Origin of the sequence: Streptomyces sp. NRRL B-24484, assembly GCF_000717715.1 — a bacterium.
GTDB lineage: Bacteria > Actinomycetota > Actinomycetes > Streptomycetales > Streptomycetaceae > Kitasatospora.
On the sequence record NZ_JOAI01000001.1, the window covers coordinates 368,255 to 380,814 of the forward strand.

Below are 12,560 nucleotides of genomic sequence, written 5' to 3' on the forward strand. Positions count from 1 at the left end.
GCGGCCCGGTAGAACCGGCAGCAGACCCAAACAAGAGGGTCGCGGGCCACTCCGGCCGCGGCCAAGGAGGGTGGTACCGCGGGACGGCCTGCCGTCTCGTCCCTCCGTCGGAGCCAGTCCACGCATCCGTCGGAGGTAGACGCCAGCGATGAGCACCTACAACCCCGTCCCCGCGCAGGTCGATCTGCCTGCGGTCGAGCACGGCATCCTGTCGTTCTGGCAGGACAACAAGATCTTCCAGCGCAGCCTGGAGCAGTCCGAGGGCCGCCCTGAGTGGGTGTTCTACGAGGGCCCGCCGACCGCCAACGGCATGCCCGGCGCCCACCACATCGAGGCCCGCGTCTTCAAGGACGTCTTCCCGCGCTACCGGACGATGAAGGGCTACCACGTCGCCCGCAAGGCCGGCTGGGACTGCCACGGCCTGCCGGTCGAGCTCGCCGTCGAGAAGGAGCTCGGCTTCTCCGGCAAGCAGGACATCGAGGCGTACGGCATCGCCGAGTTCAACGCCAAGTGCCGCGATTCGGTGACCCGGCACACCGACGAGTTCGTCAGGCTCACCGAGCGGATGGGCTACTGGGTCGACCTCGACGAGGCGTACCGGACGATGGACCCCTCCTACATCGAGTCGGTCTGGTGGTCCCTCAAGCAGATCTTCGACAAGGGCCTGCTGGTCCAGGACCACCGGGTCGCCCCCTGGTGCCCGCGCTGCGGCACCGGCCTGTCCGACCACGAGCTGGCCCAGGGCTACGAGACCGTCGTCGACCCCTCGGTCTACGTCCGCTTCCCGCTGACCTCCGGTCCGCTGGCCGGCGAGGCCGCGCTGCTGGTCTGGACGACCACCCCCTGGACGCTGGTCTCCAACACCGCCGCCGCCGTGCACCCCGAGGTCACCTACGTGGTGGCCACCGACGGCACCGAGAAGCTCGTCGTCGCCGAGCCGCTGGTCGCCAAGGCGCTCGGCGAGGGCTGGGAGACCACCGGGCAGAGCTTCACCGGCGCCGAGATGGAGCGCTGGACGTACGACCGGCCGTTCCAGCTGGTCGAGATCGAGAACGCGCACTTCGTGGTGACCGCCGACTACGTCACCACCGAGGACGGCACGGGCATCGTCCACCAGTCGCCCGCGTTCGGCGCGGACGACCTCGCGGTCTGCCGCCGGTACGGCCTGCCCGTGGTCAACCCGGTCGGGACGGACGGCACCTTCGCCGCGGACGTCCCGCTGGTCGGCGGCGTCTTCTTCAAGAAGGCCGACGAGACCCTCGTCGCCGACCTGCAGGCCCGCGGCCTGCTCTTCCGCCACCTGCCGTACGAGCACAGCTACCCGCACTGCTGGCGCTGCCACACCGCGCTGCTCTACTACGCGCAGCCGTCCTGGTACATCCGCACCACCGCGGTCAAGGACGCCCTGCTCCGGGAGAACGAGAACACCAACTGGTTCCCCGAGAACGTCAAGCACGGCCGCTTCGGCGACTGGCTGAACAACAACATCGACTGGGCGCTCTCCCGCAACCGCTACTGGGGCACCCCGCTGCCGATCTGGCGCTGCGACGAGGGCCACCTCACCTGCGTCGGCTCGCTCGCCGAGCTCTCCGAGCTCACCGGCACCGACCAGAGCGGCCTCGACCCGCACCGGCCGTTCATCGACGACATCACCTTCGGCTGCCCGCAGTGCTCCGGCACCGCCGTGCGCGTCCCCGAGGTCATCGACGCCTGGTACGACTCGGGCTCCATGCCCTTCGCACAGTACGGCTACCCGTACCGCAACAAGGAGCTGTTCGAGAAGCGCTACCCGGCGCAGTTCATCTCCGAGGCGATCGACCAGACCCGCGGCTGGTTCTACACGCTGATGGCCGTCGGCACCCTGGTCTTCGACAAGTCCTCCTACGAGAACGTGGTCTGCCTCGGCCACATCCTCGCCGAGGACGGCCGGAAGATGTCCAAGCACCTGGGCAACATCCTCCAGCCGATCCCGCTGATGGACCAGCACGGTGCGGACGCCGTCCGGTGGTTCATGGCCGCGGGCGGTTCGCCCTGGTCCGCGCGCCGCGTCGGCCACGGCACCATCCAGGAGGTGGTCCGCAAGACGCTGCTGACCTACTGGAACACCGTCGCCTTCCAGGCCCTGTACGCGCGGACCGCCGACTGGTCGCCCTCCGCCGCCGACCCGGCGCCCGCCGACCGGCCGCAGCTCGACAAGTGGGTGCTCTCCGAGCTCAACACCCTCGTCCGCGAGGTCGACCTGGCCCTGGAGGCCTACGACACCCAGCGGGCCGGCAAGCTGCTGTCCGCCTTCGTCGACGACCTCTCCAACTGGTACGTCCGGCGCGGCCGTCGCCGCTTCTGGCAGGGCGACGCGGCCGCGCTCGCCACGCTGCACGAGGCGCTGGAGACCGTCACCCGGCTGATGGCCCCGCTCACCCCGTTCATCACCGAGCGGGTCTGGCAGGACCTGGTCGTCCCGGTCACCCCGGGCGCCCCCTCCTCCGTCCACCTCGCGACCTGGCCGACCGCCGACGAGACGCTCGTCGACGCCGACCTCTCGCGGAACATGGCGCTGGTGCGGCGCCTCGTCGAACTCGGCCGGGCCACCCGCGCCGAGTCCGGGGTGAAGACCCGTCAGCCGCTCTCCCGCGCGCTGATCGCCGCACAGGGCTGGGACGAACTCCCCGCCGACCTGCGGGCGCAGATCGCCGAGGAGCTCAACGTCACCACCCTGGAGTCGCTGGCCGGCGTCGGCGCCTCGCTCGTCGACACCTCCGCCAAGGCCAACTTCCGGGCCCTCGGCAAGCGGTTCGGCAAGGGCGTCCAGGACGTCGCCAAGGCGGTCGCCGCCGCGGACGCCGCCGTCCTCGCCGCCGAACTGCGCGCCACCGGCACCACCGGGGTCGAGCTGAACGGCGAGCGGGTCGAGCTCTCGCCGGACGAGGTGATCATCACCGAGACCCCGCGGGAGGGCTGGGCCGTCGCCAACGAGTCCGGCGCGACCGTCGCGCTCGACCTCGCGATCACCCCGGAGCTGAAGCGGCTCGGCATCGCCCGCGACGCCATCCGCCAGATCCAGGAGGCCCGCAAGAACTCCGGCCTGGACGTCGCGGACCGGATCGTCCTCCGCTGGCGCGCCACCACCGAGGAGACCGCCGAGGCCATCGCCGAACACGGCCCCCTGGTCGCCGACGAGGTCCTCGCCGTCGACTTCGCCGCGGGCGCCGCCGACTGGGAGTCCGAGAGCTTCACCGACGACTCCCTCGGCCTCGCCTTCCAGCTCCGCAAGGCCTGACCGGCGAACCCCCAGAGGCACGGGGAACCGCACACCCCTGAGGGGCTCACCCGCCGGAAACCGGCGAAGCCCCCCAGGGGCGCGGGGAACCGCGCAACCCTGAGGGGGCTCACCGGACAGAAACCGGCCAGCCCCCAGGGGCGCGGGGAACTGCGCGATTCGGAAGGAATCCCACCTCCGAATCGCGCAGTTCCCCGCGCCCCTGATCCGTTCCTGCCCGCCCCCGCGGGGAAGCCCGCATCCGGACTGCGCAGTTCCCCGCGCCCCTGTTCTGATCCTCCCGACACACGAGGGCGCCCCCTCCGTGATGTCGATCACAGTGGGGGCGCCCTCGATGTGGGTGGTGCTTAGTTGTCGCCGTCCTCGTCGATGAGGAAGCCCCGCATCGGGGCCGGCGCCTGCTGCATCGGCTGCGGCGGCTGCGGACGGACCGCGGCCATCGGCTGCGTCATCCCGGCGGGAGCCATCTGCGCGGCACCGCTGCCGCCCGGCTGGCTGCCGAAGCTCGGGCTGCTGCCGCCACCGAAGGAGTTCCCGCCGAACGACTGGCCGTTGCCGCCGAACGACGGCTGGTTGCCGCCGAAGGAGGGCTGGCTGCCGAAGCTCGGGCTGCTCACCGAGGAGGCCGGCGACATCGACGACGCCGCCGGGGGCAGCGAGGCGGTGGCCGGGATCCGCGGCGGGGCCAGCGAGTCGTCCGCCTGCGACTCCAGCTGGCGCAGCTGGGTCTCCAGGTAGGACTTCAGGCGCGTCCGGTACTCGCGCTCGAAGGCGCGCAGGTCCTCGACCTTGCGCTCCAGCGTGGCGCGGGCGGACTCCAGCGAGCCCATGGCGACGCGGTGCTTCTCCTGGGCGTCCCGCTCCAGGGCGTCGGCCTTGGCGCGGGCGTCCCGCTCCAGGCCCTCGGCGCGGCTGCGGGCCTCGCCGACGATCTTGTTGGCCTCGGAACGGGCCTCGGAGATCGCCTGGTCGGCGGTCTGCTGGGCGAGGGCGAGCACGCGGGCGGCGCTGTCGCCGCCGGGCTGCTGCTGCGGCTGGCCCATCGGCACGCCGAGCGGGCCGCCCATCGGCTGGCCCATGGGCTGACCCATGGGCTGACCCATCGGGCCGCCCATCGGCGCGAGCTGCTGCTGGCCGCCCATGGTCTGCATCGGCTGGGGCTGACCCATCGGGCCGCCCATCGGCTGCAGCATCTGACCGCCCATCGGCTGGACCAGCTGCTGCTGGCCGCCCATGGTCTGCATCGGCTGGGGCTGGCCCATCTGCTGGGGCTGGCCCATCTGCTGCGGCTGGCCCATCTGACCGGCGCCGGGGCCGGGCGGAAGGGCGGGGGCGCCGGAGGGCAGGCCGAGGGGCTGGTTGCCCATCTGCTGCTGCGGGCCGCCCATCTGCTGCGGACCGGGACCCTGCTGCTGGCCGGGCACCGGCGGACCGGATATGGCGGCGGGCACGGGGGCGCCGGCGGGACGTGCGTCCTGCGGCGGCTCCTTGCGCATGTTGGCCTGGTTCTGCGCGGCGGCACGCGTGGCGGCGGCCAGCTTGGCGCGCAGGTCCTCGTTCTCGCGCAGCAGGCGGGTCAGCTCGGCTTCGACCTCGTCGAGGAAGGCATCGACCTCGTCCTCGTCATAGCCTTCGCGCAGCCGGACGGTCGTGAACTGCTTGTTCCGAACGTCCTCGGGGGTCAATGGCATCTCTTCACCTCAACGTGATCGTCGGCACTCCGGAATCCTGTCGCATCGCTCACAACGACAGGGACCGCACGAGCGAGATCAGGACATACACAATGATCATCAGTACGAAGAAGGACAGGTCGAGCGCCACGCCCCCGAGACGCAACGGCGGGATGAAGCGCCGAAGAAGCTTGAGCGGCGGATCCGTGACAGTGTACGTGGCCTCCAGGACCAGGACCATGGCCCTTCCCGGCCGCCACGAACGCGCGAACTGGAAGACCCAGTCCATCACGAGGCGGAAGAGCAGGATGAGCAGGAAGACTGTCAGCGCGTAGTAAAGCACCGCCCCGACGATCCCCATCTCGTCTCCCTCTCCTGGTCATCAGCCCGTCGGTGACGCACTGTCGAACGGTCCACACGTAAAGTCGTGGCCGGGTCAGCTCTGGTTGAAGAACCCACCCTCGGCGATCCGAGCCTTGTCCTCCGCCGTGACATCGACGTTAGCAGGAGACAGGAGGAACACCTTCTGTGTCACGCGCTCGATACTGCCGTGCAGACCGAAGACGAGTCCAGCGGCGAAGTCTACGAGCCGCTTGGCGTCCGTGTCGTCCATCTCGGTCAAATTCATGATCACAGGCGTGCCGTCGCGGAACTGTTCCCCGATGGTACGGGCCTCGTTGTAGGTCCGCGGGTGCAGCGTGGTGATGCGGTAGGGCTCTCGTTCGTTCACTACCTTGGGCATGATCACCGGGGCGCTCTTCTCCAGGTTCTGGCGGCGGTCGGGTGTGATGGACGACACGGGCGCCATCCGCGGCGCCTCCTGCCGGATCGGAACGGCGGCCGGGACGGGCTGCGGCGCGATGTGCGCGACCGGCGCGGGCGCCGGGCGCTCGGCGGCCGCCGGGCGCAGGTCCTCGGTGCGGCCGGTGCGGATCGGCTCGGGGTCCGCGTCGTAGTCGTCGTCGGGGTCGTACCCCTGGCCGTCGTACGTCTCGTCCTCCACGAGGCCGAGGTAGACCGCCATCTTGCGCATTGCGCCGGCCATGCTCCTGTCTCCTCCGCTCTGTGGTGGATCGACTCCGACGCCGGCCTCGGCCTGCGGTCCCCGCAGCGGCCCGGGCTCGCCGGACCGACGGCCCGTCAGGCCGTGAGGATTCTGCGGAGATGCGATCCACGAAGTTTTCGCTAGCGCGCTGGAACTGCTGCTAGGTTCTGTCCTGTTTTGTCCTGCAGTCTGATCTACTAACCGGTGACGTTACCCGAGCGGTGACCGCACACCGAGTACCGCCGTACCGACGCGTACATGTGTCGCTCCGGCTGCCACGGCCTGCTCAAGGTCCCCGCTCATGCCTGCGGAGACCATCGTGGCAGTCGGATGGCTCGCCCGTACGGCGCTTGAGATTTCCGCCAGCCTGGCGAAGGCGGCGGCCGGATCGCCGGCCAGCGGGCCCGCCAGCGGAGCCACCGTCATCAGCCCGTCGAGCCGCAGTCCCGGCGCGCCGGCGATCAGGTCGGCGAGCGCCTCGACCTCCGTCGGCGCCACCCCGGCGCGGTGCGCGCCCTCCCCGGCCTCCTTGTCGAGGGCCACCTGCACCAGGCAGCCGAGGGGCGCGCGGCCGGCCCCCCGCACAGCGGCGGAGAGCGACTCCACCAGGCGCGGACGGTCCACGGAGTGCACCAGGTCGGCGTACCGGACCACGGAGCGGACCTTGTTGGTCTGCAGCTGGCCGACGAAGTGCCAGGTCAGCGGAAGGTCCACGCAGCGCTCGGCCTTGGGGGCGGCGTCCTGGTCGCGGTTCTCGGCCACGTCGGTGACTCCGAGTCCGGCGAGCAGGGCGGTGTCCTCGGCCGGGTAGGTCTTGGTGACCACGACCAGGGTGACCTCGTCGCGGGCGCGGCCGGCGGCGGAGCAGGCGTCGACGATCCGCTTCTCGACCACGTCGAGGTTGGCGCCCAGCTGCTCGTACCGCTCGCGCTGCCGCTCGTCGAGGTCGGCGGCGAAATCGGCCCGGCCCGGGAACGGTCCGTAGATGTCGTTCGTCATGAGTGTTCGGGGCCCAACCAGACGTAGCTCGCGAGCCGGCCGGTCCGCTGCTCCCGGCGATAGGAGTAGTGGTCGTCCGACTCCAGGGTGCAGACGTCGGAACGCACCACGTCGGTGACGCCCGCCGCGGCGAGCTGGGCGACGACGCCGGCGGCGACGTCGAGCGCCGGGGTGCCCCAGGAGGTCTCGGCGTGCGCGGCCGGCACGACCGCGGCGACCTCGGCGCGCAGTGCGGCGGGCACCTCGTAGCAGCGCCCGCAGACGGCGGGGCCGAGCACGGCGGTGATCCGCGCCGGGTCGGCGCCGAGCTCCGCCATGGCGCGCACGGCGGCCGGGACGACGCCCGCGGCGAGGCCGGGCCGGCCCGCGTGGGCGGCGCCGACGACGCCGGCTGCCCGGTCGGCGAGCAGCACCGGGGTGCAGTCGGCGGTGAGCACGGCGAGGGCGAGCGGGCGGTCGGTGACCACCGCGTCGACGGTGGGGGCCTGCCCGTCGGGCTGGCGCTCCGTCACCACGGCCACGTCCGCGCCGTGCACCTGGTTCATCCAGACCACGTCGACCGGGTCGAGGCCGAGTTCCCGGGCGGCGAGCTCCCGGTTGCGCCGGACGGCGGCCGGGTCGTCCCCGACCGCACCGCCGAGGTTGAGCTCCCCGTACGGCGAGGTGCTCACCCCGCCCCACCGGGTGGTGGAGGCGAAGTGAGCACCGTGTCGACTGATGTGAGGAATCACGTGCGAGACGTCTACTTCAGGAAGTCGGGCACGTCGAGCTCCTCGGCGGGGCTCTCCACGTACGGCTGGCGGGCGGGCTGCACCTGCGGCGGCACCGGCGGGACGGCCGGGGTGATCCGGGCCGGCACGTCGGCCGGGCGGTCACCGTCGTCCGAGCGGGAGGTCACCGAGCCGATCCCGTAGGAGGGCCGGGTGGCCGGGCGCTCCGGGGCGGCGGCGGGCGGGGTGGTCGAGGAGGAGGACGCCTTGACGACCGGGTCGCGGACGATCGCCGGCGGCTGGCCGCCGTCGAAGCCGGCCGCGATGACCGTGACCCGGACCTCGTCGCCGAGGGCGTCGTCGATGACGGCACCGAAGATGATGTTGGCCTCGGGGTGGGCGGCCTCGCTGACCAGCTGGGCGGCCTCGTTGATCTCGAACAGGCCGAGGTCGGAGCCGCCGGAGATGGAGAGCAGCACGCCGCGGGCGCCGTCGATGGAGGCCTCCAGCAGCGGCGAGGAGATCGCCATCACGGCGGCCGCCTTGGCGCGGTCCTCGCCTCGGGCGGAGCCGATGCCCATCAGGGCGGAGCCGGCGTCCGACATCACGGACTTGACGTCGGCGAAGTCGAGGTTGATGAGGCCCGGGGTGGTGATCAGGTCGGTGATGCCCTGAACACCGGAGAGCAGCACCTGGTCGGCGGAGCGGAAGGCGTCCAGCACGCTCACCTGGCGGTCCGAGATGGACAGCAGGCGGTCGTTGGGGATGACGATGAGGGTGTCGACCTGCTCGCGCAGGGCGGCGATGCCGTCCTCGGCCTGGTTGGCGCGGCGGCGGCCCTCGAAGGTGAACGGACGGGTGACCACGCCGATGGTGAGCGCGCCGAGCGAGCGGGCGATGTTGGCCACGACGGGCGCACCGCCGGTGCCGGTGCCGCCGCCCTCGCCGGCGGTGACGAAGACCATGTCGGCCCCCTTGAGGACCTCCTCGATCTCCTCGCGGTGGTCCTCGGCGGCCTTGCGGCCGACCTCGGGGTTGGCGCCGGCGCCGAGGCCCCGGGTGAGTTCACGGCCCACGTCGAGCTTCACGTCGGCGTCGCTCATGAGGAGGGCCTGCGCATCGGTGTTGATCGCGATGAACTCGACGCCCTTGAGCCCGACCTCGATCATCCGGTTGATGGCGTTGACACCACCGCCGCCGATTCCGACGACCTTGATGACTGCGAGGTAGTTCTGGGGTGCTGCCACGTCGAAGGCCTCTCGCCTCGAATTTCCGGGTCGGCTCCCCTGGTCGCGAAGGCCGACGGATGTCGATGGGTGGGAAGCGCGCGCTTTCGGTGCTGGTATGTCCGAAATGCCGACCGCCGACCCGAACCCTAAACTTGAGGTTTAGGGTTGTAACTGCGGCTGTGTCACTTCACCGTTGGACACAGCCCGGTGACACAGGACAGTAGGTCGCATCCGGTCGGTGTTCAACGAACAACGCCGAGCTTCCCGTTTTTCTTTTGAGCCTATGTGATCATCGACTCCCCGGCGAAACCGGGGTGACCACCAAGGGTCGGACCGGAGCCTCGGCGCCGTCAATACCGCCCCTTGGGGAAGAACTTACCGGATCATCCAGACACGGCCGGGGCATCCGGTGCACTCACGTCGTAATTGGCGGCTTTCCGGCCGAGCAGGGCGGTCAGCACCCGGGCCTTGCGCTCCGTCCGCTCCGGGCTCCCCCAGCGCACCGTCGCCCCGCCCGCCAGCTGCAGCCGGATGTCGTCGTAGCTGTGCACCTGGACCGCCCCGGCCTTCCCGGCCAGTTCGGCGGGCAGCCCGGCCGCGACGGTGATCGCCGCCCGCACCAGGGCCGGCCGGTCGAACAGGTCCAGCGTGTCGTTCGCCTGCTGACCGAGCTGCAGGTCCACCACCGGCACCCCCGCCGGGGCGGACGCCTCGGTGGCGAAGGTGAAGCCCCCCGCGTCCACCTGCGCGAACCTGCCGTCGTCGGTGCGGACGGAGGCGACCGCCCGACGCTCCGTCACCTTGACCCGCAGGGTGTGCGGCCAACCGCGCCACACCTCGGCCTTCGCCACCCGGGGCAGCGCCTCCACCCGCTTGCGGGCCTCGTCGAGGTCGACCCGGGCGAGCGGTCCGTGCCGCAGCCCGCCGAGCGACGCCGCCACCTCGTCCCGGCCGAGCTTCCCGCTGTCCAGGCCCTGGACGGCGACGGCGCGCACGTCCAGGGCCGAGGAGAGGAAGACCGTCCAGCCGAGCACGCCGGCCACCAGCGCGCCGAGCGCGCACAGCACCGCGATCCCCCGCCGGGAGAGCCGCAGCCTGGTGGCCGGCGCGGGCGCCGGGTCGGCGGGGTCAGCCACGACGGCGGCCGCCGCGGGAGGCCTCGATCGCCTCGTAGACCATGCGGACCAGCAGCTCGTCCGCGTCCCGGCGGCCGAACTCGGCGGCCGAGCGGCTCATGTCCCACAGCCGCGCCGGGTCGGTGAGCACCGGCAGCACGTTCTGCAGCACCCACTCCGGGGTGAGTTCCGCGTCGTCGACCAGCAGGCCGCCGCCGGCCTTCACCATCGGCTGGGCGTTCAGCCGCTGCTCGCCGTTGCCGATCGGCAGCGGGACGAACGCGGCCGGCAGGCCGACCGCGGCCAGCTCGGCCACGGTCATCGCGCCGGCCCGGCAGAGCATCATGTCGGCCGCGGCGTAGGCGAGGTCCATCCGGTCGACGTACGGCACCGGCCGGTACGGCGGCATGCCGGGGATGTCGTCCACGTGCGGCAGCTCGTTCTTCGGGCCGACCGCGTGCAGGATCTGCACCCCGTACTGCTGCAGGCGCGGGGCGATCGCCTGGACGGTCTCGTTCAGCCGGCGGGCGCCCTGCGAGCCGCCGGAGACCAGCAGGGTGGGCAGCCGCTGGTCGAGGCCGAAGTAGTGCCGGGCCTCCGGCCTGACGGCGTTGCGGTCCAGGGTCGCGATGGTGCGGCGCAGCGGGATGCCGATGTACCGGGAGTCGCGGAGCTTGGAGTCCGGGGTGGAGACGGCGACGAAGTCGGTGTAGCGGGCGCCGATCTTGTTGGCCAGGCCCGGCCGGGCGTTGGCCTCGTGGACGACGATCGGCACGCCGGCGCGCTTGGCGGCGAAGTAGGCGGGCATGGCGACGTAGCCGCCGAAGCCGACCACCACGTCGGCGTTGACCCGCTCGATGACGTCCTGGGCGGCGCGCACGGTGCCGCGCAGCCGGCCCGGGACGGTGATCAGCTCGGGGGTGGGCTTGCGGGGCAGCGGCACGGCGGGGATCAGCGCCAGTTCGTAGCCGCGTTCGGGCACCAGCCGGGTCTCCAGGCCGCGCTCGGTGCCGAGGGCGGTGATCCCGACGGACGGGTCGTGCCTGCGGAGCGCGTCCGCGAGCGCCAAGGCCGGCTCGATGTGACCGGCGGTCCCGCCGCCGGCGAGTACGACATGCACCGAAATTCACCGCTCCCTGCGCGCCGGACGTGCGGCCGGCTTGCGCGCTGTGGTTCGTCGTCGTGGCACCACCCTGGCCAGGAACGTCCCGGCCCGGGTGGGGTTCCGGGCGGCCAGGGCCGCCTTCGCCGCCGGGGTGCTGCGCGCGAAGCTGACCAGCACGCCGACGGCGCACAGGGCCGACAGCATGGCGGACCCGCCGTAGGAGAACAGCGGGAGGGGGACGCCCGCGATGGGCAGCAGTCCCAGTGCCGACCCCAGGTTGACCATGGCCTGCGCCATGATCCACGTGGTGGCGGCTCCCGCGGCGTACCTGACGAAGGGGTCCTTCGTGCCGATGGCCACTCGGATACCCGCGTAGCCTAGTGCCGCGAAGAGACCGAGCACCGACAGCGTCCCCACCAGACCGAGTTCCTCGCCGGTGGCGGCGAAGATGAAGTCGGTGTGGGCCTCCGGCAGCTGGCCCCACTTCTCCACGCCGGCGCCGAGGCCGGAGCCGAACGGGCCGCCGGCGGCGAAGGCGTAGAGGCCGTGCAGGGCCTGGAAACAGTTGATGTTCGGGTCGGGCTTGGTGACGCCGATGCAGGCCAGCCGGTCGAGCCGGTGCGGCACGGTGATGATCAGCGCGGTGCAGGCGACGACGGCGATGCCGAGGGTGGCGGCGAACAGCCGCAGCGGGGCGCCGACCATCCAGAGCAGCCCGAAGAGCATCGCCACCAGGACCATCGTGGTGCCCATGTCGCCGCCGAGCATGATCAGCATCATCAGCAGGACGGTGCCGGGCACCAGCGGGACGAGCAGGTGCTTCCACTGGTCGAGGGTGTGGGTGCGGTGCTTGCGGGCGAGCAGGTCGGCGCCCCAGAGCACCAGGGCGAGTTTGGCGAACTCGGAGGGCTGGACCTGGAAGAAGCCGAAGCTCAGCCAGTTCCGGTTGCCGTTGACCATCACGCCGATGCCGGGGATCGCCACCAGGAGCATGCCGGCCATCACGGCGAGCAGCAGCGGGTACGCGAGCAGCCGCATCGCCTTGACCGGCGTGCGGGCGAGCAGCACCAGCATGACGGCGCCGAGCATGGTGGCGACCAGCTGCTTGCGGAAGAAGAAGGTGATCGGCAGGTGGTGCTCCATGACCAGGATCTGGGAGGAGGAGAACACCATGACCAGGCCGAGCACCACCAGCAGCATGGTGGAGCCGAGGATCAGGTAGTAGGGGGTGAGCGGGCGTTCCAGCATCCAGCGCACCCGGGCGCGCAGCGCGCGGAGCCGGGTGACCGGGGTGGCGGCCTTGAAGGTGGTGGTGGTCGCCGAGATCAGCTGGAGGCGGGCGGAGCCGCGCTCCGGTGGGGCGGCCGTTCCCGCCTTGCCCTCACCGGACACCTGCTCCCCCTGTCTCTG

10 protein-coding genes are annotated in these 12,560 nt (G+C 71.7%); 1 reads left to right on the top strand and 9 read right to left on the bottom strand.

All coding sequences use genetic code 11. The features are described 5' to 3' along the window. Nucleotides 1-148 precede the first annotated feature (148 nt). Nucleotides 149-3,277 (top strand): isoleucine--tRNA ligase, encoded by a 3,129-nt coding sequence (gene ileS, locus IE98_RS0101645; RefSeq protein WP_030262804.1) that lies wholly within the window; start codon nt 149-151, stop codon nt 3,275-3,277. Between the two features lie 347 nt (nt 3,278-3,624). Here the strand turns inward: ileS and IE98_RS0101650 are convergent, their stop codons facing one another. The 9 genes from IE98_RS0101650 to ftsW all read right to left on the bottom strand — a co-directional run bounded on the left by IE98_RS0101650 (nt 3,625) and on the right by ftsW (nt 12,542). Continuing rightward, nucleotides 3,625-4,968 carry a DivIVA domain-containing protein gene (locus tag IE98_RS0101650; RefSeq protein ID WP_030262806.1) on the bottom strand — a complete coding sequence of 448 codons (1,344 nt, stop codon included), beginning with the start codon at nt 4,966-4,968 and terminating at the stop codon, nt 3,625-3,627. A 49-nt stretch (nt 4,969-5,017) separates the two neighbouring features. Beyond that, on the bottom strand, nt 5,018-5,308 hold the full coding sequence (locus tag IE98_RS0101655) for a YggT family protein (RefSeq protein WP_030262809.1): 291 nt from the start codon (nt 5,306-5,308) through the stop codon (nt 5,018-5,020). 75 nt (nt 5,309-5,383) lie between these two features. After that, the gene (locus tag IE98_RS0101660) at nt 5,384-5,992 is read right to left on the bottom strand and encodes a cell division protein SepF (protein WP_030262811.1); all 609 of its coding nucleotides are present in this window, start codon (nt 5,990-5,992) and stop codon (nt 5,384-5,386) included. A gap of 210 nt (nt 5,993-6,202) precedes the next feature. Beyond that, entirely contained in the window at nt 6,203-6,991 is a 789-nt protein-coding gene (locus IE98_RS0101665; protein ID WP_078660703.1) for a YggS family pyridoxal phosphate-dependent enzyme, read from the bottom strand. Further along, nucleotides 6,988-7,722 (bottom strand): peptidoglycan editing factor PgeF, encoded by a 735-nt coding sequence (gene pgeF / locus IE98_RS0101670; protein WP_063748846.1) that lies wholly within the window; start codon nt 7,720-7,722, stop codon nt 6,988-6,990. Before pgeF ends, IE98_RS0101665 begins: the two co-directional genes overlap by 4 nt. An 11-nt stretch (nt 7,723-7,733) precedes the next feature. Further along, on the bottom strand, nt 7,734-8,948 hold the full coding sequence (ftsZ, locus tag IE98_RS0101675) for a cell division protein FtsZ (RefSeq protein ID WP_030262817.1): 1,215 nt from the start codon (nt 8,946-8,948) through the stop codon (nt 7,734-7,736). Between the two features lie 365 nt (nt 8,949-9,313). Then, a complete protein-coding gene (locus tag IE98_RS0101680) occupies nt 9,314-10,066 on the bottom strand; it encodes a cell division protein FtsQ/DivIB (protein ID WP_052389993.1) in 753 nt (250 codons plus the stop codon). Next, nucleotides 10,059-11,165, bottom strand: a complete 1,107-nt coding sequence (gene murG / locus IE98_RS0101685) for an undecaprenyldiphospho-muramoylpentapeptide beta-N-acetylglucosaminyltransferase (RefSeq protein ID WP_030262822.1) — start codon at nt 11,163-11,165, stop codon at nt 10,059-10,061. The genes IE98_RS0101680 and murG overlap by 8 nt, the downstream gene beginning before the upstream one ends. A 6-nt stretch (nt 11,166-11,171) precedes the next feature. Then, complete coding sequence (ftsW, locus tag IE98_RS0101690; RefSeq protein WP_063748847.1) at nt 11,172-12,542, bottom strand: putative lipid II flippase FtsW; 1,371 nt, start codon at nt 12,540-12,542, stop codon at nt 11,172-11,174. Nucleotides 12,543-12,560: the final 18 nt, after the last annotated feature.